Annotated in this window: 19 protein-coding genes and 1 riboswitch; of the genes, 1 reads left to right on the plus strand and 18 read right to left on the minus strand. The window is 66.1% G+C overall.

Features of this window, described 5'->3' with window-relative positions; genetic code table 11:
• Positions 1 to 538: 538 nt before the first annotated feature.
• From SKC41_RS18645 to SKC41_RS18730, 18 genes are all read right to left on the minus strand, one after another.
• On the minus strand, positions 539 to 898 hold the full coding sequence (locus SKC41_RS18645) for a DUF732 domain-containing protein (protein WP_330979172.1): 360 nt from the start codon (positions 896 to 898) through the stop codon (positions 539 to 541).
• Positions 899 to 904: 6 nt separating this feature from the next.
• Positions 905 to 2,101, minus strand: coding sequence for a PPE family protein (locus tag SKC41_RS18650; RefSeq protein WP_330979173.1), 1,197 nt, complete (start codon positions 2,099 to 2,101; stop codon positions 905 to 907).
• 21 nt (positions 2,102 to 2,122) lie between these two features.
• A complete protein-coding gene (locus SKC41_RS18655; protein ID WP_330979174.1) occupies positions 2,123 to 3,328 on the minus strand; it encodes a PPE family protein in 1,206 nt (401 codons plus the stop codon).
• 354 nt (positions 3,329 to 3,682) lie between these two features.
• Positions 3,683 to 3,855: riboswitch (M-box (ykoK) riboswitch) on the minus strand.
• 132 nt (positions 3,856 to 3,987) lie between these two features.
• Positions 3,988 to 5,820 (minus strand): type VII secretion AAA-ATPase EccA, encoded by a 1,833-nt coding sequence (gene eccA / locus SKC41_RS18660; RefSeq protein ID WP_330979175.1) that lies wholly within the window; start codon positions 5,818 to 5,820, stop codon positions 3,988 to 3,990.
• The gene (eccE, locus tag SKC41_RS18665) at positions 5,817 to 7,016 is read right to left on the minus strand and encodes a type VII secretion protein EccE (RefSeq protein WP_330979176.1); all 1,200 of its coding nucleotides are present in this window, start codon (positions 7,014 to 7,016) and stop codon (positions 5,817 to 5,819) included. Before eccE ends, eccA begins: the two co-directional genes overlap by 4 nt.
• Positions 7,017 to 7,035: 19 nt before the next feature.
• Positions 7,036 to 8,955, minus strand: a complete 1,920-nt coding sequence (locus tag SKC41_RS18670; protein ID WP_330979551.1) for a S8 family serine peptidase — start codon at positions 8,953 to 8,955, stop codon at positions 7,036 to 7,038.
• Positions 8,933 to 10,444, minus strand: coding sequence for a type VII secretion integral membrane protein EccD (gene eccD, locus SKC41_RS18675; protein WP_330979177.1), 1,512 nt, complete (start codon positions 10,442 to 10,444; stop codon positions 8,933 to 8,935). The genes SKC41_RS18670 and eccD overlap by 23 nt, the downstream gene beginning before the upstream one ends.
• 261 nt (positions 10,445 to 10,705) lie before the next feature.
• On the minus strand, positions 10,706 to 11,608 hold the full coding sequence (locus SKC41_RS18680) for an ESX secretion-associated protein EspG (RefSeq protein ID WP_330979178.1): 903 nt from the start codon (positions 11,606 to 11,608) through the stop codon (positions 10,706 to 10,708).
• Between the two features lie 91 nt (positions 11,609 to 11,699).
• The gene (locus SKC41_RS18685) at positions 11,700 to 11,984 is read right to left on the minus strand and encodes a WXG100 family type VII secretion target (protein ID WP_036469090.1); all 285 of its coding nucleotides are present in this window, start codon (positions 11,982 to 11,984) and stop codon (positions 11,700 to 11,702) included.
• A 48-nt stretch (positions 11,985 to 12,032) separates the two neighbouring features.
• A complete protein-coding gene (locus SKC41_RS18690; protein ID WP_090602180.1) occupies positions 12,033 to 12,329 on the minus strand; it encodes a WXG100 family type VII secretion target in 297 nt (98 codons plus the stop codon).
• Positions 12,330 to 12,560: 231 nt separating this feature from the next.
• Positions 12,561 to 12,860: a PE family protein gene (locus tag SKC41_RS18695; RefSeq protein ID WP_090602177.1), complete on the minus strand. Its 300-nt coding sequence runs from the start codon at positions 12,858 to 12,860 to the stop codon at positions 12,561 to 12,563.
• Positions 12,861 to 13,170: 310 nt separating this feature from the next.
• Positions 13,171 to 14,388 carry a PPE family protein gene (locus SKC41_RS18700; protein ID WP_330979179.1) on the minus strand — a complete coding sequence of 406 codons (1,218 nt, stop codon included), beginning with the start codon at positions 14,386 to 14,388 and terminating at the stop codon, positions 13,171 to 13,173.
• A gap of 88 nt (positions 14,389 to 14,476) precedes the next feature.
• Positions 14,477 to 15,712, minus strand: a complete 1,236-nt coding sequence (locus SKC41_RS18705) for a PPE family protein (protein WP_330979180.1) — start codon at positions 15,710 to 15,712, stop codon at positions 14,477 to 14,479.
• A gap of 440 nt (positions 15,713 to 16,152) precedes the next feature.
• A complete protein-coding gene (locus SKC41_RS18710; protein ID WP_330979181.1) occupies positions 16,153 to 17,382 on the minus strand; it encodes a PPE family protein in 1,230 nt (409 codons plus the stop codon).
• A 296-nt stretch (positions 17,383 to 17,678) separates the two neighbouring features.
• Positions 17,679 to 18,893, minus strand: a complete 1,215-nt coding sequence (locus SKC41_RS18715) for a PPE family protein (RefSeq protein WP_330979182.1) — start codon at positions 18,891 to 18,893, stop codon at positions 17,679 to 17,681.
• A 10-nt stretch (positions 18,894 to 18,903) separates the two neighbouring features.
• Complete coding sequence (locus SKC41_RS18720; RefSeq protein WP_036469081.1) at positions 18,904 to 19,203, minus strand: PE family protein; 300 nt, start codon at positions 19,201 to 19,203, stop codon at positions 18,904 to 18,906.
• A 173-nt stretch (positions 19,204 to 19,376) separates the two neighbouring features.
• Positions 19,377 to 20,612 carry a PPE family protein gene (locus tag SKC41_RS18725; RefSeq protein WP_330979183.1) on the minus strand — a complete coding sequence of 412 codons (1,236 nt, stop codon included), beginning with the start codon at positions 20,610 to 20,612 and terminating at the stop codon, positions 19,377 to 19,379.
• Between the two features lie 482 nt (positions 20,613 to 21,094).
• On the minus strand, positions 21,095 to 21,289 hold the full coding sequence (locus SKC41_RS18730; RefSeq protein ID WP_330979184.1) for a ferredoxin: 195 nt from the start codon (positions 21,287 to 21,289) through the stop codon (positions 21,095 to 21,097).
• Between the two features lie 266 nt (positions 21,290 to 21,555).
• Between SKC41_RS18730 and SKC41_RS18735 the strand changes: the two genes are divergently transcribed.
• Positions 21,556 to 22,731 (plus strand): cytochrome P450, encoded by a 1,176-nt coding sequence (locus tag SKC41_RS18735; protein ID WP_330979185.1) that lies wholly within the window; start codon positions 21,556 to 21,558, stop codon positions 22,729 to 22,731.
• Positions 22,732 to 22,745 lie beyond the last annotated feature (14 nt).

Consider the following 22,745-nt stretch of genomic DNA (forward strand, 5'->3'; position numbering starts at 1 on the left):
AGGCTACTATTACCGGCCCGATCGCAAGTTATTTCGTCGTCCCGTCAATTAATTCAAGAATAACGTCCGTGGATATGCGAAAATCCACCGATAGTGCGCATGCGCATCGAATTCTCGCGTAGCGCTGAAATGGACCGCTGCATTTATCTAAAACGGCATCCAAAGCACGTTCGGTGTGTTGCGAATTGCGGCCGGCTGTTAGTACTTTTCACCCGTCGGCATTCGCGCGGCGTATGTCGTGTGGGAATTCCGGCTCGGCGTGGGCAATGTACCCCTGGTGTGCCATTGCCCTGGCGCCGTCCCAAAAGTCCCCTGCGGCAAGCGCATCCCCGGTGCCGGACTAGGGCTCGGCCTCGGGCGAGGCGGTTTGGGCACGGATCAGCGCCCCATGGCAGTCGACGGCGCCGAATTGATAGGCAATGGCCATACTGAGCTCCCCTACATTTCACCTAACGTAAACATGTAGAACTGCTACGAGGCTTATCGACTTCTGAAGGTTTGCTGTGAGGGCGAGAGGTCACCAGTAAAGTGCTCTCGCTTAGCCGCCTCCGCCGCCTCCGCTGGCGCCGCCCGGGCCGGGGTTGGTGCCGCCGCTGTCGGTGGAGAGGCGTTCTGGGCAGTAGGCCATAGCGGCGGCTTTGGCGAACTGGGCGGCCTTAGCCATGGTGAAGGATGGGTTGAGATCGCGGATGTCGCGGATGATGTCGAGCTGAGACGTCCCGGAATTGGCGAGGTCGCAGACCTTTTGGCCGGCCTTGATCGCATGCTCCGGGTCGTGATAGGTGATGCCCGCGTTATTGAGCGCCGCGAGGAAGGCGTCGTCAGCCGGATCGGCGTGTGCCGGTGCGGCCAGGCCGATCAGGGTGACGACGCTTGCCAGAAACGGTGGGACCTTCATATGTCGTTAACCGGCAGCGGGTGGGCGCCCGATGACGCGGGGCCGGAACCCGTAGATCGGGTCAGCGAACTCATCCTCGTGCGCACCCGGAATACCGGCCAGCGGCACCCCCGGCATGCCCACTGCCCCGGCTTCTTCCATCACCATCGGGGTGGCCGCCCCAAAGCTGTGGTACGCCCCGGCTCCGACCTGAGTCGTCGCCGCAACCGTGCTGACGGTTGCTCCGCTGCCGGCCCAGGTCGGCGGGACCGACAGGGCCCCAACCAGACTCGCCTGCCCTACTGCCGCGGTTGCGGCCGCGCCGGGCAGGCTCGTCGTCGACGACACCGCGGCCGCACCACCGAGGCCGGCGGCCAGATCCTCGAGGCCCGAGGTGGTCGCGCTTTGTACGGCGCTGTTCGCGGCCGCCGTGGCGGCGGGATCGATGATCGTCGTCGGGTTCAAAATGCCGTTGGTGGTGAAGGCGTTCGACAGGCCGGAGACGCTGTTGTTGTTGAGGAAAGCCCCCAGCAGATTTGGGTTCGAATTGCTGAAAATGTTCAGCAACCCCGAAAGTCCGGTGGTGTCCGAACCCGAGCCGGGCGTGAATATGTTGTCCCCCGCGCCGGCGGCCAGCGGAGCAGCCAAGGCATTGGCATTGTTCACCGCGTCGGCCTGCAAGGCCGTTGCGGCCGGGGTGGTGTCGGACTGCGGGTCGCTGAACGGCGTCATCTGCGTGGCGGCCCGCGACGCCGTGGTGTAGCTGGTCATCGCCGAGGCATCCTGCGCCCACATCTCGCCGTACTGGGCCTCGGTCGTCGCGATCGCTCCGCTGTTTTGGCCAATAATGTTGGTAGCCAACAGGTTCGCCAGCAGCGTGCGGTTGGCGGCCACCAGCGGCGGGGGCACCGTCGCGGCGAACGCGGCCTCGTAGGCGGCAGCGGCCGCGTTGGCCGCAGCGCCGGCCTGCTCGGCCTGCGCGGCGGTGGTGCTCATCCACTCTAGATACGGCTGCAGCGCCGCCGCCATCTTCGCCGATGCCGGGCCCAGCCAGCCCTCGCTGACCAGCGAGCGGATCACTGCTTCGTAATTGCTTGCTGCCGAACGCATCTCAGCAGCGATCGCGTTCCATGCCGCCGCAGCGGCCAGCATTGATCCCGATCCAGGCCCGGCGTACATTTTGGCCGAGTTGACTTCTGGCGGTAACGCCCCAAAGTTCAGCATGACATCTCCTCCTGAAGTCTGTTATCCGGCGGCCGGCGGGCGCGGCATGACGACGGGTCGAAACCCGTACCTGGGGATGGCGCGGCGCAATCGCTTGCCGGTGCCACCCAGGGGGCCGGCTACCCCGCCCGGCCCACCCGCGGCCGGCGTCCCAGCCGACCCGATGTCACTGAGCCCGGTGACCGGCGCCGGTCCCTGACCGGCACTGATCGTGGCGGCGTTGCTCCAGCTGGGCGGTACCGACATCGAACCGATCAGATGCGCGTTACCGATTCCCGCCGAAGCGCCACCCATGCTCACCGACCCCACCGAGTTGGCGGTCAGGCCGGTGGTGGCGGCCTCAGCACCGGCGGTGAAGTCGTCCAGACCGCCCAGCGTCGTGGCCGTCGTCTGCAGGAAGTTGAAGCCCTCGACCGTTCCAATGATGGATTGCGGGTTGAACGGGCCACCGGCGATCGAACCGTTCAGGATCGAGTTGGCGAAGAAGTTACTGCTCAAGAACTGGCCCGCGGCCGTGTTGTTCGTGTTGCCGAAGAATTGCGTGAGGTAATCGTAGAGCGATCCCGACGCCTGCGGTGCGGCAAGGGCGTTGACGTCGTTGGTAGACAAGGTATTACCCGACAACAGCGACTGCGTATTCCCGGCAGCCGAATTCAATGCCTGAGAGACCGCCTCGTTTTGCCCGGTTACCGCATCAGGAGTGGTGTTGGTCTGTGGCGAGGTGAACGGTGCCATCTGCGCCGCGGCGTTCGATGCGGTGGCGTAGCCGTTCATCGCCCCGGCGTCTTGCGCCCACATCTCCATGTACTGGGCTTCAGTGGCCGCGATCGCCGGGGTGTTCTGCCCGAAGATGTTGGAGGCCACCAGGTTCGCCAGCAAAGTACGGTTGGCCGCCACGACCGGCGGGGGCACCGTCATCCCGAACGCGGCCTCGAAAGCGGTGGCGGCCGCGCTAGCCTGCATGCCCGCCTGTTCGACCTGAGCGGCAGTGGCGTTGAGCCACGCGAGATACTGCGCGGCCGCGGCCATCATCGACGCCGACGACGGACCGATCCAGCCCGCGCTGCTCAGTTCCCGAAGCACCGACTCGTAATCGGTTGCCGCGGAACGCATTTCAGCGGCCAGGGCATTCCAGGCGGCGGCAGCGGCAAGCAACGGCCCCGACCCGGGGCCAGAATACATTCTGATCGAATTGACTTCCGGCGGTAACGCCGCAAAATCCAGCATGGTTCCCCCTCGGCGCCTAGCAGGTGGCCGCTACGTTGGCTGCCTTGGTAGCCGCACACGAACCGGCAGTGGTCTGTACGTTGACAATGGTCATCGGAGTTCTCCTCAGGAATAAGGGTGAGCCGGAGGCGCGACCCTTGCCAGGACATACACCGATTGCGCAATGTGGGTGGGCGACTCGGTGCAAGTCGACAGGCAAGCATGACGCCTGGGTCGGCTCGAACGAAACGTCATCGATCGAGAATATGGACTATCACCGGGATTAATTTCGTTCTCACCTCCTTGCGGACTGGGCACACCGAGATGCCTATATTCTGCACGAAGGGATGGGGACACCCGGCGAGTTCGCCGGATCCGGCACCCCTCTCATCAGAGCTTCGGCACCACACTGCGTATCCGGCCGAAGCCAGAAGCCACTTGGGCTCAACCCTTAAGCCGGGAAGAGCTGTCCTGACCCTGGGCGTCTTTCGACGTTTGAGGTCAGTGGCCTATATCCGTAATGGAAGCCTCACCTAACGAGGTGCTTGCACACGCCATCGTGGCATTCGAGACAGAGTGAGTCAAGCTTGCTGCGAGGCGTTCGCAACAATTCACTGGGCCGCCACACCGATTCCATTCGGGCGCCCCGCGGCCGTGTTATGGAACGTGATGAAAGCCGTTCAGCTCGACTTCTTCTCGGCGACTGCCGCGCTGAGGCCCTCGAGCAAATCATCGCCGCTGAGTTCCTTGAACCGGAGCAGCTGAAGCTCGGTGAACTCGGTGGCGTCGCTGGCCAGTACCGCGTCGAGGTCCTCGTCGTCGAGGCGGAAGCTGCGGTGGTCGCGGGCTTTTTCCACCACGTTTCGCACGAAGCCGGCATTACCGAGCGTGTCGATACCGCGGATCAGGTCCCCGTCTTCGGAGTAGCTCTCCTCGGAGTAGAACTTGGTGTACGACGGCCGCAGGGCCTCGGCCGCTTCCTCGGTGATGACGTCTTCGTTCTCCTGGCCCATCAAGCGGGTCAACGCGACCAGCTCGTCCGGCGTGTAGCTGAAGAATTCGATCACGGTCGAGAAACGCCGTCGCAGACCCTGGTTCACGTCGAGCATCTTGTCCATCGCCTTGGCGTAGCCGGCGCCGAACACCACCAGATCGTCGCGATGGTTCTCCATGTACAGCAGCAAGGTGTTGATGATCGCGTTGCCGTACGGGTCGCCCTGTTGGTAGCCCTTCTCGTGCAACGTGTGCATCTCGTCGAAGAAGACCGCTCCGCCCAACGCTTCCTCGAGCATCTCCTCGGTGTTCTTCTCCGCGTCGGCCATGTAGCGGCCCAACAGCTTGGTGCGGCTGGTTTCCACCACCACGGGCTTGCGCAGCACCGTCAACCCGCACAGCTGCTTGCTGAAAGCGCGCGCCACCGAGGTTTTCCCCGTTCCGGGCGGGCCCAGCAACAAGGTGTGGCGCGAGGTAACCGGCACGGGAAGACCCATCTTGGCGCGGGCCAGGTTCACCTTGGTCGTGGACTTGATGAGTTTGATTTCCCGCTTCGCTCGCTCCATGCCCAGCATGGCGTTGAGCTCCTCGTCGCCCTCTTCCAAGTACTTGGCCGCCGTCTCGGCTTGCTTGGCCGCCTCGTTCTGCGCGCGGGTCGGTGCGCTGTCCGGGTCCCACGGGTCGGTGCGAGCCTCGATGGTTTCCGGATCGGTCAGCACCAACTGGTAGTTGGGGTTGTCCAGGGCTTCGCGAGCGGGGGCGAACTTCGGGTCGCGCGAGTACACCCGGCGCAGCACCTCGACGGCTTCTTCCTCGCGTCCGAGGTGCCGCAGGCACATACCCTGGGTGTACAGCGCGACGTTGGCCGCTCCCGGCACCCGATCCGCCTCGATGGCGTCTTGGCTGCGCCGCACCGCCTCCTCGAAGACGCCGAGCGAGGCCAGCGCCGTGGTCGCCATGGCCGCGCCGGCCGCCTTCAATTCGGGGTTACGCCAGATCTTTCCCTCGGGGAATTGCACGAGGACGTCCGGCCATCGTCCGGCACGGAAGTAAAGAATCCCGCGCACGTAGGCGATCAGCTCTTCGTCGATGGGCTGGCGGGGTTCGACTCGGTCGAGCAGCTCGGCGGCTTCCTCGAAGCGCTTTGCCTCCGCGAGCACCGCGGCGTACGCGCACGCGAGCGATTCCACGCTGAGCACCGCCAGCCGCAGAAACAGCCCGTCGGAGACGTCGGGATGAAACTGCATTTCCGTGACGCCGAGCCGACGGGTTTCCCAGCCGAACGTGCTTATCGCCGCCCAAGCGCCGGCGATCACCTCGATGCTCTGGTCACCCGCCAACAGCCGCGCCAGCCAGGCGTCGCACATCGCCGGGTCGAGCGTGGTGGCGGTGGTGAACATTCGCAGCGCGACTTGCGGGTTGTGGCTGGGCTGAAGACCGTTGACGGAGATTCCCGACGCCAACAGGCCGGCAACCATTGCGTTACGGGCGTCCTCCGCCGTCGATTGCGGGCGGCTCATTGACCCGCGAGCGAGCGCTCAGCGTCCTCCCGCACCTGGCCCACCTGGAGCACTAAGTCGTCGTCGGGGAGCAGCCCTCGGGTGGGCACGACCAGCAGTGGGCGCGTCGTCGGAGCAGGCAGGCTGGCGCGCACCGCGGCAAGCTGGCGGCCGGTGAGCCGGTTGAGTCCCGACGACACTCCCCTGGGCAGCCGGCTGTCACTGTGATAGCGCACCCAGCCGGAGACCTGGGGGTGGCCGTCGTCGGCGGTGAGCTGGATGGTTACCACGGTCGCCTCGGCGTCGGGCAGCCACAGCTCCTCCAGCGTCTCGGTGGTGATGTCCGACGGCGTCAACCAGAAGCTGGTCGCGAACCCGTTGAAGTGCTTGAGGTAACGCCAGCCGGGCCGGCTCCAGGTCGGCTCCAGGTCCGCCAGCACGGCGCTGTCGACCTCGGCGATCTCCACGGAGGTCAGCGGGCGGGGCGCGCAGCCCGGTGCGTCGAGATCCTGAACCAGCCGCTCGGTGGCGGCGACCAGCGTGGAAGCCAGCGAATCGCGGGCCGCTACCGCGGCGACGTTGGACTGCGGGTTCATTCGCAGCACCAGCCAGGTGCGGCGCACGTACGAGGCGGGCTGTTCGCTGACCAGTCCCCACTCCTCGGGACCCAACTTGTCGAGCTTGGACAACTCGGCGGCGTTACCGCCGCGGCGCATCTGCACCGACACGATGTCGATGCCGTCCAGGTTGACGTCGAACTGGCGCAGCCCGGTGGCAACCGATCGCACCAGCAGGCTGGCCGGCGCCGTGCTCTTCTGGCGGTGGTGGCGCGATGCCGCGTCGTCGTCGCCGTCCAGCGCGATCACGGTGACCAGGCGGCCGTCGTACTCGCGCACCCCGACCTTGTCGCGCCCGAATCGGCGCTGGTAGTCGAGCGCGGGCGTGCAACCCGCGGCCAGCGTGGTACCCGGGTCGGCGGACCAGTCCCAGAGCCAACCGGCCAGGCCGGAGGTCACCGTGAGGCCGTGATGGGTGACCAGCGACAGCAGCGCGATGATCACCGAGATTCCTACACCCACCCACCAGGCGATGTGGTACTTGCCCTGCCACGAGTCGGGGCAGTGGCTGGCGATCAACAGGATCCCCACGACGACCAAGAACACGACCGTGACCCGCGCCCACGACAAAGACAACCCGAACCTGCGCTGAGCCTTCATTGCTGTTACTGCTCCGCCCTTATTGTTGCTGCCTGCGACGCTTCATCAACGTCGCGATACCGAATACAGCGCCACCTATCAGTAGTGCTCCGGTCAATCCCCCGGCCGCCACCCACACGGGCAGCATGTCGCGATGCGGAGGCGCTTTCGGCACGTTCAACGGTATCGACAGTTGCTGCGGCGGCTTGAGCGGGCCGTCGGGAATATCCCAGGTCAGTGCCGCCACCGGGTCGACGACACCGTAACCGAGCTGGTTGTCGACACCGCGGGCCGGTGCACGCGCGGAGCGCTCCAACCGGTTGATCACTTGATATGCCGACAGCTGCGGGTACTTGGCGCGCACGAGTGCGGCCACTCCGGACACGATCGCGGCCGAGAAGCTGGTGCCGCTGGGGACCAGCAGCGAGTTGTCCGGTCCGTCGATCGCGTTGATCAGGCCGTCGTCGCGCGGCGAGAGCCCGATGACGTCGCTTCCGGGCGCGGCGATCCCCACCCACGGTCCAGCCACGCTCGACGGGCCCTGCCCATTGCTGCCCTGGGTCTGCGGGTGACCCTCCGAATCCACCGCGCCGACGGTCAAGACGTAGTCGCTGAACCAGGAGGGCGTCACCACGGTGGTGACGGCGTTCCAGTCGCGTGGGTCTTTGGGCTTCAGCGGATCGAAGATCGGGTTCTGCTTGCAGTCCTTTTTGCTGGTGTCGCCGGCGGCGGCGACGATGACGGCGTTGCGATCGACCGCCGCGTAGCGGACAGCCGCTCCCAGCGCCCGCTGGTCGATGATGTTGCGCGCACTCATGCAGGTCACGTCGGAGATGTTGATCACCGAGGCCCCCATGTTGGCGGCGTGCACGATGGCCCGTGCCATCGTCTCGACGCCGGAGATCTTCGCCGAGGTCTGCGGGTCCTCGTCGCCGGTGTAGGCGTCCTTGAGACCGAAGGCCTGGCTGGACTGGCGGATAGAGATGATGTCGACATCGGGGGCGATGCCGCTGTAGGCATCGGGCCCACCGGACGCGGGCGGCGCCGGTGGTGGCGGAGGCGGCGGTGCGGGCGTCGGCGTGGGCGCCAGCGGGTGCGGATTGCCGACATGAATCGTCTGCCCACCACCGGAGTAGGCCGGAATCGTCACCGTGCCGCCGCCGTGGTTGGCGGCTCCGGGAGCCCCTGGCGCGGGTGCCGGCCCCGGCGGTGCTCCCTGCGGAGCCTGCGACGGTGAGGCCGGCGCAGGCGCGGCGGGCGCCGGAGCGGCAGGCGCGCCGGGCGCGGGAGCGGCAGGCGCGGGCTCCGACGGCGGTGGCTGCGGTGCCCACGGTGGCGGCGGCGGGCCCTCGGATGGCGGCGAGGCCGGAACCATCGTCACGGTCTGGGGTAACGGAGACAGGGTCACAGTCTGCGGCGGTGGCGCTTTCGGCGGCGCCTCGGTGGTCGGAATCGTCACCGGCTTGCGCGGTCCCGCCACCGGCGGCGGTGCCGCGCCGTTTGCCTGTGCCGCGCCGATCATCGACGCCACGATGGTGCCGTGCGCGTCACAGTCGGACAGCCCGTCGCCGCCCATGATGTAGTCCCCGCCGGGGATCAGGTGCGGAAACCTGGGGTGCGGGGTCACGCCCGTGTCAATGACGGCGACCTTGATCCCGGCGCCGCGGCCGAACTGCCATGCCTCCTGCATGTTCAGCATGTCCATGTATTTCGGCTGCAGCTTGAAATCGGTGCCGGGCAGCACCCCGACCTCGGTGCAGTACGAGTTCTGCTTCATTGGCGCCGGTGGCCCCGGCGGACCGTCCGGCGGCACCGCCGCCGGGTCGATCGTCGGCGGCGATATCGCATAGGCGGGCGGTAACCCGGCTAGTGAACCAGATGTGAGCAGGAGTGCGGCGATCGCCGCACGGGATGCGCGCCTACGCCACACCTTGCCGTTACCGGTACCGGATCGCTGCATAGACATTCATCAACCAGAACGCCAGCGGGAAGATCGGCATCAGGCAGACGTATTCAATCCATTCCACAAACTTGCGGAACAGCGGGCTGTAGATGCTGTTCGGCACGACCGCCGCGGACACCAGGCCGGCCGCGGGCAGGAGCACCAGGATCCCCACGCAGACAGACACCGACAGCGGCGACTGCAGTTCCAGCGCGTACCGCACCACGACCGTCGCAACGATCATCACGGACGTGCCGGCCAGGGTGATCGCCTGCAGGCGATCCACGTAGGAGCGACCGCGCAGCATCAGGAACCCGGCGCTGAAGCCGGCCAGCAGCAGCGGGAGCCATCGTTGCCCGGCGTGCGGGTCCGACAGCCCCGCCAGCGAAACCACCATCAGCACGCCGAAGCCGAGCAGCAGGCCCGAGAGGAACGACCGGGCACGTTCGGCTTGCAACAGCACGTCGCGCACCGACGCGGGTCCCTCGAGGACCGGCGGGCCGCCGCCGGTGCGGGTCACGGTGGTGGGCAGGTCGGGCCGGGCCTCGAAGACCCAGCGGCTGGTGGCCGACGGGAACACCGGCAACCGGATACCGGACAGCCGCCGCGACATGGCCGGTGCGCACTGGTAGCCGATCACCGAGACCAGCACGATGGTCGTCAGCATGGTCACGGCGCTGGTCATGGCAATCATCCGAGCCAGGGCCGCGATCGTCGTCAGCGAACTGACGGTGATGATCGCGGTGTACAACCCCAGCCTGCGTCCGGTGAACCGGAGGGCGAGCATCGCGGCAATGGTGAGGACGCCGAAGCCCAACACCGCGTGCGGAGATCCGACACCGCCGGGTGGTGCCCCGGCCGCGGCGATTGCCAGCGGGGCCAGGCTGCTTACCAGCATCATGTCGGCGACGCGTCGATCGGCCTGCGTCTGGGCGCGCATCAGCAGCATCATCGAAACGCCCAGCACGGCCGCGGCGATGACCGCGGCGTAGATCGTGGTCAGCCACGAGTTGTGGTGCCAGCGCCACCAGCCCAGCAGTACCGTGGCGAGGAAAACGCCGGCGGACACCATCGCGGCGCCGACCTGCACGGCGACGACCGGGTCGATCGCGGCGAACCGTTTGCTGAGGTTCTGCGAGACGGCGGTGGAGATGTGCTCGATGACCTGCGAGCGCTTTTCGGTGTCGGGGACGAAGCGGATCCACAACCGGTCGCCGTCGAGGACGTCTTGCTCGCTCAGCGACTGGGTGGCGCGCAACGGCGAGCCGTCAACCAGGCACAGCGCCCACTTGCCGCGGCCCGTCGCCTCCAGCGGGGTCTCGCCGAGCTCGCGCAGGCGGCTGTTGACCACCTTCAGCAGCGGCTCGGTCATCACCGACACCGGGGCGTTGGCGTCTAACAAAACGCCGATCTGGACGCCCTCGCCGGCCATGATGCCAACTACGACTGCCCGTGGCTGTGAGATTCCCTCAATATCAGCCTGTGGCGCATCAGCTACCGCAGTCATCGGGCTGCACCCCCTGTCGTGGTGAACGTGTGGCTTCGGCTTGCCAGTCGCGTGAAGGGCTCTGTCGACCTACTTACCGAGGCTTCGGAAAGTAGTAGTTCGACCTTTTCCAACTCCATTTACCCCGCCTCGCGATTGGTGAATCCGCTGACACTGACTTCCATTATTTGCTGCTTATTCATAGAGCAGTATGACGTGTTCGTGGCTTGGCCGCACCCTGAGTTCAAAAGCGTTACAAGCCTTAACATTTGATACTTGTCGTTAGACCCTGCTGTGGGTCTTCCATTCGCCGTAAGGAAGCGTGTCCAGCACGGTCTTGACGCCGACTTGCACCAGTTGTGGGGTCGCCGGACAGATGGCCAGCCAGGCCTCCCCCGAACCTGCGGTCCGCGCCTGTTGGTAAAGGGCGATTCGGCCGCCGGAACCGTCTTTTAGTGACAGCACCGAGGCGCTGGGGCCCTTGGCGTCGTCGCGGTATTGGCGCGCATACACAGCAACCTCGGCTGCCGGATCGGAAAGCGCCTGGCCCAGCGCAGCGACGGTAGCGGCGCTGATGCCCATCCGGCGCAGGTCTCCACCGGAGAACACGTTGAACCCGGACTCTTGCCACGACTTGGTGGCTTCCAGCATGTCGTCGAGCGGAACGTTGACCGCGTTGATCGCGGCGGGCTCGGCGTGGTGAATCGACTCCAGGCCGTCCAGCACAAGGGCGGCGATCGACGCGCTGTCCGCGACGGCGACGTCGTCGACGGTGATATCAGCGCCGACCCGAACCGCCGAGACCCAATGCTGGCCGCGGCGGGCCAGCACCACCCGGAACTCGTTGTCCGGGATGTCGCGCGAGCCCGGGGGCTGGGTTTCGTCATCGACGACGCCGTACAGCAGCTTGCCCCGCGACAGCAGTGCGATGACCTCAAGGTCCGGCGCGGCGAGCACCCGCATCCGCGCGGCTACTTCTTCATTGACATCGTCGCCGACGACGATGCCCTGCTCCCGCATCACCTTCATACCGGGGTGATCGTTGAGCCAGTCACTGCTGTCGGTGGATACATAGGGACGGCACCGCAGCTCCGGAGCGACGTGCCGAATGTCCAGTAACGCCTGGAGCATCCAGAAGCCGTCGACGTTGACGGTGATGTCGGTGCGAGTGCTCTGTTGGTCCATTTGTACCCCGGATGGTCGTTGTGCACGGTAACCGCAGGACGCGGCAGCACACCAGTAGTTCGGTGTGCTGCCGCGCCTGAAGTTTCGGGTGTCAGGCCCAGCTGGACCCGACGGCGCTGTCGGTGCTGGCCATGTTGTTGCCCGCGGTCTGCACCTTCTGCCCGTGCTGGTTGGCCTGCTCGTAGATCACCTGGAAGTTGCGACCCAACTGGGTGATGAACTCCTGGCACGCCACCGAACCGGCGCCACCCCAGAAGTCACCGGCGGCCAGCACATCGCGAACGATGGCCTGGTGCTCGGCCTCCAACGAAGCGGCCTGCGCGCGGATCAACGCACCGTGCGCGTCCACGTCTCCGAACTGGTAGTTAATGCTCATAGCGTTTTCTCCTAATGTCTGAAGGTTACGCAGCCGTAGTTGTTACGACTAGTGGCCGAGGGCCTGCTGCGAGGCCTGCTCTTGCGTCTCGTAGTTGTTGGCGTCGCGGATCAGTCCGTCACGCACACCGTGGAGCATGTTGACAATGTTGTTGAACGCCTGGTTCATCTGACCCATCGTGTCGTACGACGTGGCCTGGGCCTGACCGCTCCAGCCCGCACCGGCGATGTTCATCGACGACGCCCACATCTTGCGCGCCTCATCCGACACCGTCTGCGCGTGCATCTCAAAACGGCCCGCCATCGCACGCATCGCGTGCGGGTCGGTCATAAAACGTGTTGCCATGTTGCCTTTCTCCTTAATCACTTGCGACTCGAGATTTTGTTGTGTTGGACAGTGGATAGGTCCGGTCAGTTACAACAGTGACGTAGCTGCCAGACCGAACACCTAAGGATGATCCCCCTCCTAGCCAGCACCCACCGGACCGTCTACTCGGTAGACGGGTTGCCCGACCGCTGGGCGGCTGGCGTGACCCACTTCGATGTGGGTTTCCTTAGCCTCAAATGAAGAAACCAGTTAGCCGGCAGCGGCCGCGTTGGCTGCTTCAGTAGCGGCGTAAGAGCCCGAGCTCATCGACAGCGTGTTCACGAACTGCTCGTGAATCGCCGTAGCCTGGGCGCTGACGGCCTGGTACATCTGCGCGTGTGCGGCGAACTGAGCCGCAGTGAGCGCTGAAACTTCGTCGGCAGCCGCCGGCACCACCCCGGTCGTCGGGGCCGCCGCAGCCGCGTTTTGGGCGCTGAGAGCAGACCCGATACCCTGCAGGGTCCCGGCTGCCGCGGCCAAAGCCTCCGGCTGAGTCGTCACGAACGACATGTTTTTTCCTCCTCCATAATCCCCAAACTCTCTGATGAGAGTAGATGACCGTGTTCCGTAAAGCCTGATCCATGGACTGCCCGTTCGCAATTGTTCACGGAACGGTACGGCGAATTCACTTTTAGTAACGACACAGTAACAGCGTAAGGCCTAGTTTGGGGCCCCTGAGCAGCGAAATCACAGGACTGGCACGGGCTGACCTCCCTCGTTGTCGAAAACCTGCAGGCAGCGGCGTTACCGTGGGCCGCGCCGGCGGTCGCACGCGTCGCAGTAGCTAACGGTTTCTCGCGGTCCGAGCTTCTACGTTTGCTCAGCCGGCAAACGGCGGGCGGGCCATCACGGTGGGGCGGAAGCCGTAGCGAGGGCCTGCGGCGCCGATACCGCCCTGGCCACCCATGCCGGCCAGTGGCATACCGCCGAGCAGGTTGCCCGAGCCTGCGGCTTCGGGGGCCGCGGTGATGGCGCTGACGGGTACCGCCGCGGCGTGGCTGACCGCCGGTGCCGCCCCGGACCAGACGGCCGGGACCGACAGCCGGCCGACCGAGGCCGCGTTGCCCAGACCGGCTGACACCGCCGGCGCCGCGTGGGCGCCGCCGCCGAGCATGCCGCCCAGACCGGCCAGGCCCTTGGGTGCCGCGGACGCCGCGCTGGCGGCCGCACCTCCGAGGGCGCCGGTACTTTTGGCGATCTGCACACCACTGTTACCCATACCGACACTGAAATAAGGAAGACCTTCGGTGTTATAGGCGAAACCGACGAACGGGCTCAGACCGTTCACGAAGGTGGCAAAGCTGCTCGGCAGAATCGTCTGCCCGGTCAGCAGGAACCACCCCTGAGTCAGCAGGTCGCTGGACGAGGTCGCGGCCGCGGGGGCCGCCGCGGCCTGCAGTGCTTGCGGCGTCTGCGTGATCGCCTGCGCCGTGGTGTTCGCGGCGTTGCCGGCTCCGGTGCTGGCCGCCGACGAGGTCGCCGCGGCCTGCTTAGCCCCGGCGTCCTGGGTGGACACTTCGGGCGCCGCTGCAAACGGGGTCACCTTGGTCGCCGAGGACGATTGCCCCGCGTAGTTGTACATCGTGCTGGCGTCCTGAGCCCAGAACTGACTGTATTGGGCTTCGAGTTGTGCGATGACGCCGGTGTTTTGCCCCAACACGTTGGTTTGTAGAGCCTGGGTCAGCAACGCCCGGTTCTGGGCGATCAGCGGCGGTGGCACCACCGAGGCAAACGCGGTCTCGAACGCCGCCGAGGCTGAGGACAGCTGCTGGGCGGCCTCTTCGGCTTGGGCCGCAGTGGTTTTCACCCACGTCACATACGGCGTCAGGGCCTGCACCGCGGCGGCCGAAGCCGGCCCCAGCCACTCCTCGCTGGATAACTGGGAGATCACGCCCTCATAGCCCAAAGCGGCCGAATTGAGCTCGGCGGCAAGGGAATTCCACGCCGAGGCCGCCGTCGTCAGCGACGTCGAACCGGCGCCCGCGTATAAGCGCGCGGAGTTGACCTCTGGTGGCAACGCCCCAAAATCAATCGACATAGCTGAGCCTCCTGGATGCTGAGCGGACTGCAAGGTGGTGTGAATCGGTGGTGGGTAACTGGACGAGGGTGGATCGAGTGGGCACGAGTCATCCTGCCGATGGTGGTCGGATAAGTACGTTGCGTTTGAAGCCGTATTTGTGGGTGAAGCCGGTGGCGGCGCGTCGCCCCGCGCCGGTCATCGGCATGCCCTGCAGGACCCCGTTGTTCGCGGGACCGGTCGCGCTGGCGGCATAGTTGACGGTGGTGGCATGGATGGCTTGTTCTTCGAGCGCGGCGGGTGTGGCGTTGCCCCACGAGTTGGGCACCGAGAGTCCGCCGACCTTGACCGAGGTGGCCAGGTGCGCGGTGGCCGCGACGCCACCGGGGTGGCCACCGCCCAGCGCTGCCAGACCGGAAAACTGCGGCGTCGGATACCACGCACCGGTGGCGCCGGCCGTCGTTCCCAAACCGAACGTCGTCTGCTGCTGGATGGAATAGCCGAAGGCGCCCAAGCCCGTCCCGAAGTAGGGAAGGCCGCTGAGCTGTTTGAAGATGGTCTGCGGGACGCTGGGACCCCATCCCATCGGGTTGTCCGGAGTGGGGATGGTGAACCAATTGGACCACCACGGCGGATTCTGCGCGGCCGCCGCCGGATCGGCTGCCGCAGCCGCGTTTATCGAGACTTGTTGCGACGCTTGCGGAACCGCGTTGGTGGCGGCCGCTTGCGTGGTGGCGTTGGCCGCGGTCTGCCCGGACTGGCCCGCGGGCTCGGAGGCGGCTTTCGCCACCGCTTGCGCCTGGTTCGACGTGCCCTCGGGATCGGTGGTTCGCGGCGAAGGCGTGAACGGGGTCAGTTCCGTCGCGACCGCCGATGCGGCGGCGTAGCCGAACATGGCGGCGGCGTCCTGGGCCCACATCTCCATGTACTGGGCCTCGGTCGCCGCGATCGCCGGGGTGTTCTGGCCGAAGAAGTTGGTCGCGATCAGGGTCGCCAACAACACCCGGTTGGCCGCGACCACCGGCGGGGGGACCGTCGCCATGAACGCCACCTCGAACGCGGCTGCGGCAGCCCGGGCCTGTGTGGCGGTCTCCTCAGCCTGGGTGCCCGCCGCGCCGAGCCAACTCACGAATGGGGACACCGCTGAAATCATCGACGCCGACGTCGGCCCGATCCAGGGCCCGCTGGTCAGTTCGGAAATCACCGAGCTGTAGCCGCTGGCCGCGGTTGCCAACTCTGCCGCCAGCCCATCCCAGCCTGCGGCCGCGGCCATCAGCGGTCCCGATCCCGGACCCGTATACATCAGGGCCGACGTGATCTCTGGCGGTACGGCACCGTAGTCCATCTACGCAGCGCCCGGCTCGAACGGCATGTGTTCCTCGCAACTGGAATTTGGCGACGACCTTGACCGAAATGGTTGGTTGCGAGGCTAAGGCGCGGGGACCTGCGGCTGCGGCCGGCGAGTTGGCCGATCGCGCGACGGCCGCGCAGACGCGTGGCGCTATCCGACAGAAGTACAAGATCACACCGGTGGCTTACCGCGTCGTGAATGCGGGCCATCACCTGGGCGAATGCGGGATGCCGCGGCGTCGTGGCGGCCGCCAAGCGCGAAGGCCACGGGTGCGGCGGACGGTGCGAGAAATTGACGGACGGATAAAAATCCGCTCGCGGATAAAACCTGCAGAGCGCCGCTGTGCGGTGGCCGTTCAACGGCCGCAAAACGTGCGGTTCGTTGCGGACTCCCCCGCGTTTCGGCCCCGCCGGTGCGGCGGCGGCTCGGACCGCTTAGCCGGCGAAGGGCGGGCGGGCCATAACGGTCGGCTTGAAGCCGTAGCGGGGGCCCGAGCCGCCGACGCCGTGGGCGCCGCCCATGCCGGCCAGGGGCATACCGCCGAGCAGGTTGCCCGAGCCGGGTTCCGGAGCCGCGCTGATGGCGCTGACCGGCACGGCCGCGGCGTGGCTGATCGCCGGCGCGGCGCCGGTCCACAGGGCCGGGACCGAGAGTCGGCCGACGGAGGCTGCGTTGCCCAGGCCGGCTGCCACCGCCGGCGCCGCATGGGTCGCGCCGCCGCCGAGCATGCCGCCCAGACCGGCCAGGCCCTTGGGTGCCGCGGACGCCGCGCTGGCGGCCGCACCTCCGAGGGCGCCGGTGCTTTTGGCGATCTGCACACCACTGTTACCCATACCGACGGAGAAGTACGGCAGACCCTCGGTGTTATAGGCAAAACCGGCGAACGGGCTCAGACCGTTGACGAACGTGGCGAAGCTGGTGGGCAACGTCGTCTGCCCGGTCAACAGGAACCACAGTTCGGTGAACGGGTCCGTGGGCGTGGTGGCCGCCGCGGCAGCCGCAGCGGGCGTCGCCGCCGACTGCAGCGTGCTGGGTGTCTGGGTGATCGCGTTGGCCGTCGAATTCGCGGCATTGCCGGCTCCGGTTGCGGCCGCAGACGAGGTCGCCTCGCCCTGCTTGGCCTGGCCGGCGGGGTCGGTGACCTCCGGCGCCGATTTGAACGGGGTCACCTTGGTCGCGGAGGCGGACTGAGCGGCGTAGCGGTACATCGTGGTGGCGTCCTGCTCCCACATGTGACCGTATTGCGATTCGAGCTGAGCGATCAGCCCGCTGTTTTGGCCCAGCACGTTGGTTGCCATGGCCTGGGCCAACAGGGCGCGATTTTGCGCGACAACCGGCGGCGGCACCGCCGAGGAAAACGCTGTCTCGAACGCCGCGGAGGCCGCGGACAACTGCTGAGCGGCGTGCTCGGCCTCAGCCGCAGCGGTTTTCACCCATGTCACATACGGAGTCAGCGCCTGGACGGCCTTCGCCGAGGCCGGCCCCAGCCAGTCCTCACTCGATAGCTGAGTGATCACGTTCTCGTAGCCCATCGCAGCCGAATTCAGCTCGGCCGCAAGGGAATTCCACGCCGAGGATGCCGTGATCAACGACGTCGCACCCGCGCCCCCATATAGGCGCGCAGAGGTGATCTCTGGCGGCAACGCCCCAAAATCAATCGACATGACTAAGCCTCCCGGATCCTGGTCAGATTGCGCGTGTTGATTCCATCGCGAATAGCCCAGTGGGTCTACGAGTTTCGGCTTTTGACGACGCGTGTTGTCGGGTAGCCAGATTCGTTGCCGCAGCGTATGACACGCTGGCAGTCTGGGACCTGTGACTCGGAACGTGGGCGAACTATCGCACGTGAAACCCGGTCAACTGCAGCGGGTTTCGGCGGCTCGCACCGAGTGGGGACAAATAAAATGCACGCATGACGGCCATGCGGCCGTCATGCGTGCATTCGCAGTGAATCGAATGGCTACCCGGCAAACGGCGGGCGGGCCATCACGGTGGGGCGGAAGCCGTAGCGAGGGCCCGAGGCGCCGAAGCCTTGGCCGGCGCCCATGCCGGCCAACGGCATACCGCCGAGCAGGTTGCCCGAACCCGCGGCTTCGGGGGCCGCGGTGATGGCACTGACGGGTACCGCGGCAGCGTGGCTGACCGCCGGAGCGGCTCCAGACCACATGGCCGGGACCGACAGCCGGCCGACCGAGGCCGCGTTGCCCAGACCGGCTGACACCGCCGGCGCCGCGTGGGCGCCGCCGCCGAGCATGCCGCCCAGACCGGCCAGGCCCTTGGGTGCCGCGGACGCCGCGCTGGCGGCCGCACCTCCGAGGGCGCCGGTACTTTTGGCGATCTGCACACCACTGTTACCCATACCAACGGAGAAGTACGGCAGACCCTCGGTGTTATACGCGAAACCGACGAACGGGCTCAGACCGTTCACGAAGGTGGCAAAGCTGCTCGGCAGCACGGTCTGCCCGGTCAGCAGGAACCACCCCTGAGTCAGCAGGTCGCTGGACGAGGTCGCGGCCGCGGGGGCCGCCGCGGCCTGCAGCGCTTGCGGCGTCTGCGTGATCGCCTGCGCCGTGGTGTTCGCGGCGTTGCCGGCTCCGGTGCTGGCCGCCGACGAGGTCGCCGCGGCCTGCTTGGCCCCGGCGTCCTGGGTGGACACCTCGGGCGCGGCTGCAAACGGGGTCACCTTCGTCGCCGAAGCCGATTGCCCGGCGTAGTTGTACATCGTGCTGGCGTCCTGAGCCCACATCTGGCCGTACTGCGACTCGAGCTGTGCGATGACCCCGGTGTTCTGACCCAGCACGTTGGTTTCCATGGCCTGGGTCAGCAGTGCCCGGTTCTGTGCGATCAGCGGCGGCGGCACCGACGAGGCGAACGCCGTCTCGAAAGCCACGGCGGCCGAGTCGAGCTGCTGGGCAGCCTCTTCGGCTTGGGCCGCGGTGGTCTTCATCCAGGTCACGTACGGCGTCAGGGCCTGCACCGCGGCGGTCGAAGCCGGCCCCAGCCACTCCTCGCTGGACAGCTGGGTGATCACGTTGTCGTAGGCCAATGCGGCCGAGTTCAGCTCCGCGGCAAGCGAACGCCAGGCCGAGGCCGCCGTCGTCATCGACGTCGAACCCGCACCCGAATACATGCGCGCGGAGTTCACTTCGGGAGGTAGCGCTCCAAAATCAATCATCGTGATCCCCTTAGCCCGCCGCGGCCGCGTTGGCCGCCTCTGTCAGCGCATACGACCCCGAGCTCATGCTCAAGGTGTTGACGAACTGCTCGTGGATCGCGGTGGCCTGCGCACTGACCGCCTGGTACATCTGGGCGTGTGCGGCGAACTGTGCCGCGGTCAGCGCCGACACCTCGTCGGCAGCGGCCGGTACCACACCCGTTGTCGGAGCCGCGGCCGCAGCATTCTGGGCGGTCAGCGCCGAACCGATCCCCTGCAACGTGCTCGCCGCTGCCGCCAACGCTTCTGGCTGCGTTGTCACAAACGACATGTGATTCCCTCCTCGGTAACCGTCCGGTGCACGCACCGGCGGGTTTTCTTGATGATGACGTTAGTTCGCTCGCAATTGGACTTGCCCTGTCCATGCGAACTGTTCAGCCCTGGACAATCTCTGTTCATCTGGCGGTCACTTCTGTTCCTCGGGATTCCAATTGCTCATGGCCGTTACCCCGCGGACGGTGGACGGACAAGCACGTTGCGCTTGAACCCGTATTTGTGGGTGAAGCCGGTGGCGGCGCGTCGGCCGGTACCGGTCATGGGCATGCCTTGCAGGATGCCGTTGTTGGCGGGTCCGGCGGCGCTGGTGGCGTAGTTGACGGTGGTGGCGTGGATGGCCGGTTCTTCGATGGCGGCGGGTGCCGCACCGGCCCAGGTGTTGGGGACCGAGAGTCCGCCAACCTTGACCGAGGTGGCCAGGTGCGCGGTGGCCGCGACGCCGCCGGGGTGGCCACCGCCGAGCGCGGCCAAACCTGCGAACTGCGGCGTCGGGTACCACGCACCACTACCACCGGCCGTGGTACCGATACCGAAGGTCAACTGCTGCTGCATCTGGTAACCAAAGGCTCCAAGACCCACGCCGAAGTAGGCCTGCAGGCCCTGGCGCAGCGTGTTGAAGAAGCCCGGCGACCAGCCATTGGGGTTGGCCGGTGTCGGGATGGTGAACCATCCCTGCCACCAGGGCGGGTCCGCCGCGGCGGCGGCCTGCTGGGGCGCCGCAGCGGCGTTGACCGAGGCTTGTTGGAGTATCTGAGGAACCGTGCTGTTGGACGAGGCCAGCTGCGTGCCGGCGTTCGCTGCGGACTGCCCGGATTGGCCCGCCGGCTCGGAGGCCGCTTTCGCCACGGCTTGCGCCTGATTGTTTGTCCCATCAAGGCTGGTGGTTTGCGGAGACGACGTGATCGGGGGCACTTCCGCCTCGATCGCCGACGCGGCCGCATAGCTGTACATGGTGACGGCGTCTTGAGCCCACATCTCCATGTACTGCGCTTCGGTGACCGCGATCGCCGGGGTGTTCTGACCGAAGAAGTTCGTCGCGATCAGGGTCGCCAACAACAAGCGGTTGGCCGCGATCACCGGCGGGGGCACCGTCGCCATGAACGCGGCTTCGAAAGCCGCGGCGGCCCCCCGGGCCTGGATAGCGGTCTGCTCCGTATCGGCGGCCATCGTGGCCAGCCAGGTCATGTAAGGAACGACCGCGGTGAGCATTTGCTGCGATGCGGGCCCCATCCACGGTCCGTCGAGCAGCTCGGAAATCACCGAGTTGTATCCGTTGGCCGCGATGGCCAGCTCTGCCGAAAGCGCGTCCCAGCCGGCGGCCGCGGCCATCATTGGCCCCGATCCCGGGCCCGCGTACATGCGACCGGAATTGATTTCGGGCGGTAACGCTCCGAAGTCGAACACCGCGTCCTCCTCAATTGGCCGGGATTGCGTTGGCAATCTCGGCTATCGCGTAAGAACCTTTACAAACCATTAGCGGCTGCCTCAGCACCCTGCTATCCCCGGACCGCCGACCCGTTGGAGGCCAGTCGCGTCCATGGGTTAGCAAACCCATGGAGCAGGCAATCCGGTGGGTCCTGATCCAGTCGTGCGCCATCCCCAGCACGGTGTTCTACCACCATGTTTCCCGGACAGTTGGTCAGGAACGTCATGCCCATCCTGCCTCGATTACCCCCACTACCAGCAACCAAGCGACAGCTCACTTGGGCTGAACTGCCGCTCGAGGAAGACATTAATGGCTTATACCCCTGCCGCCGACCGGCGAAGCCAATTATTCACACCAGGCCAACCATTGTTCACTCCCGGCCAACTGGCGTTCATTTGCAGCGGCTGGCTGTTTACCCGGGGTTCGCCTGCCTGTTTAGGATCGGACGTCGCCGGCGGCGTTAGTCCTCGTCCAGGATGAGCGCCATCTCCGGGCAGGAGGCCACCCCGTCGCGGGTCAGCTCCGCTTCCTCGGCTGACACCTCATGTTCTTCGAGAATCGAATAGCCCGACTCGTCGATGGGGAACAGATCGGGATCGACGGCGTAGCACTGGGCGTGGCCCACGCATTTGGACTTCTCGAGACGAACCCTCACAAGGTTCCCTCCCCCGCCGCGTCCACGGAATCGCGTCAGATCGGATTTGACGAATCGATAGGTAGATCAATCGCTCTGAATTCTAGAAGATTGTTCCACGCTCGCGGACAGCCAGTTCCACGGTCCACCAGCCGGATTGGAGCACGTGCGACACACGTGCGATATTGATGTGCCACCGAAAATCCGGCGGCGGCATCGTTGCAAGCACGGCCTGGCCGAGTCGGGCACCGGGAACGAAATAGCAGAGACAAGCGGAGATAGAACGCATGAGCATCTCTGGCGAATACCAGCCAGGCGACTTCTACCTACCGCGGCTCGAATACGCCAAATTGCCCATGGCCGTCGACCGTGGTGTCGGATGGAAGGTGCTCCGCGACGCTGGCCCGGTCGTCTTCATGAACGGCTTCTACTACATAACGCGGCGCGACGACGTGCTGGCCGCGCTGCGCAATCCCAAGGTCTTCTCGTCGCGGCTGGCGCTGCAGCCCCCCGGCTACCCGTTGCCGGTGGTGCCGTTGGCATTCGACCCGCCCGAGCACACCCGCTACCGCAAGATCCTGCAGCCGTACTTCAGCCCGCACGCGCTGAGCAAGTCGCGGCCGGTGCTCGAGCGCCACGCCGCCGAGATGATCGCGGAGTTCGCCGGCCGCGGCGAATGCGAGGCGATGGCCGATTTCGCGAACTTGTATCCCTTTCAGGTGTTCCTTGACCTCTATGGTCTCCCGCTGGAAGATCGCGATCTGCTAATCGGCTGGAAAGACGCCCTGATCGCGGACAATCCCTACCTGAGCCAGGAGGACCTCAACAAGGGCCACCTGCTGTTGAACTACCTCACCGACGTGATCGCCCAACGCCGGCAGAACCCGGGCACCGACATGCTGTCCCAGGTCATGACGGGCGACGGCGACTTCAGCGATCTCGAACTACTGGGGATGAGCCACCTGCTGATCCTGGCCGGCTTGGATACGGTGACCGCGGCGATCGGATACGCCATCTACGAACTCGCGCGCAGACCGCAGCTACGCGACATGCTTCGCGACAACCCAAGGCAGACCAGGGTTTTCATCGAAGAGATCGTCAGGCTCGAGCCGTCGGCGCCGGTGGCTCCCCGGGTCACCACCGAGTTCGTCGAAATCGGCGGCATGACGCTACCCCCCGGCACTTCGGTGCGGTTGTGCATGGCGGCGATCAATCGCGATGGCACCGACTCGGTGTCGACCGACGACATTGTGATGGATGGAAAGGTGCACCGGCACTGGGGATTCGGCGGTGGACCGCACCGCTGCCTCGGGTCTCATCTGGCGCGCATCGAGCTGACCGTGATCGTCGCCGAATGGCTCAAACAGATCCCAAACTTCGACGTGCCGCCGGACTACACGCCCGAAATCAGGTTTCCGTCAAAGACGTTCGCGCTCAAGGCATTGCCGCTGAGTTGGGACTGACCGCGGTCGACCCG

Source organism: Mycobacterium sp. 050128, from assembly GCF_036409155.1.
Lineage (GTDB): Bacteria > Actinomycetota > Actinomycetes > Mycobacteriales > Mycobacteriaceae > Mycobacterium.

Bases quoted from the DNA above. Each gene is read 5' to 3' on its own strand.
- SKC41_RS18645 (WP_330979172.1), bottom strand. From the start codon at position 898: ATGAAGGTCCCACCGTTTCTGGCAAGCGTCGTCACCCTGATCGGCCTG.
- SKC41_RS18650 (WP_330979173.1), bottom strand. From the start codon at position 2,101: ATGCTGAACTTTGGGGCGTTACCGCCAGAAGTCAACTCGGCCAAAATG.
- SKC41_RS18655 (WP_330979174.1), bottom strand. From the start codon at position 3,328: ATGCTGGATTTTGCGGCGTTACCGCCGGAAGTCAATTCGATCAGAATG.
- eccA (WP_330979175.1), bottom strand. From the start codon at position 5,820: ATGAGCCGCCCGCAATCGACGGCGGAGGACGCCCGTAACGCAATGGTT.
- eccE (WP_330979176.1), bottom strand. From the start codon at position 7,016: ATGAAGGCTCAGCGCAGGTTCGGGTTGTCTTTGTCGTGGGCGCGGGTC.
- SKC41_RS18670 (WP_330979551.1), bottom strand. From the start codon at position 8,955: ATGCAGCGATCCGGTACCGGTAACGGCAAGGTGTGGCGTAGGCGCGCA.
- eccD (WP_330979177.1), bottom strand. From the start codon at position 10,444: ATGACTGCGGTAGCTGATGCGCCACAGGCTGATATTGAGGGAATCTCA.
- SKC41_RS18680 (WP_330979178.1), bottom strand. From the start codon at position 11,608: ATGGACCAACAGAGCACTCGCACCGACATCACCGTCAACGTCGACGGC.
- SKC41_RS18685 (WP_036469090.1), bottom strand. From the start codon at position 11,984: ATGAGCATTAACTACCAGTTCGGAGACGTGGACGCGCACGGTGCGTTG.
- SKC41_RS18690 (WP_090602180.1), bottom strand. From the start codon at position 12,329: ATGGCAACACGTTTTATGACCGACCCGCACGCGATGCGTGCGATGGCG.
- SKC41_RS18695 (WP_090602177.1), bottom strand. From the start codon at position 12,860: ATGTCGTTCGTGACGACTCAGCCGGAGGCTTTGGCCGCGGCAGCCGGG.
- SKC41_RS18700 (WP_330979179.1), bottom strand. From the start codon at position 14,388: ATGTCGATTGATTTTGGGGCGTTGCCACCAGAGGTCAACTCCGCGCGC.
- SKC41_RS18705 (WP_330979180.1), bottom strand. From the start codon at position 15,712: ATGGACTACGGTGCCGTACCGCCAGAGATCACGTCGGCCCTGATGTAT.
- SKC41_RS18710 (WP_330979181.1), bottom strand. From the start codon at position 17,382: ATGTCGATTGATTTTGGGGCGTTGCCGCCAGAGATCACCTCTGCGCGC.
- SKC41_RS18715 (WP_330979182.1), bottom strand. From the start codon at position 18,893: ATGATTGATTTTGGAGCGCTACCTCCCGAAGTGAACTCCGCGCGCATG.
- SKC41_RS18720 (WP_036469081.1), bottom strand. From the start codon at position 19,203: ATGTCGTTTGTGACAACGCAGCCAGAAGCGTTGGCGGCAGCGGCGAGC.
- SKC41_RS18735 (WP_330979185.1), top strand. From the start codon at position 21,556: ATGAGCATCTCTGGCGAATACCAGCCAGGCGACTTCTACCTACCGCGG.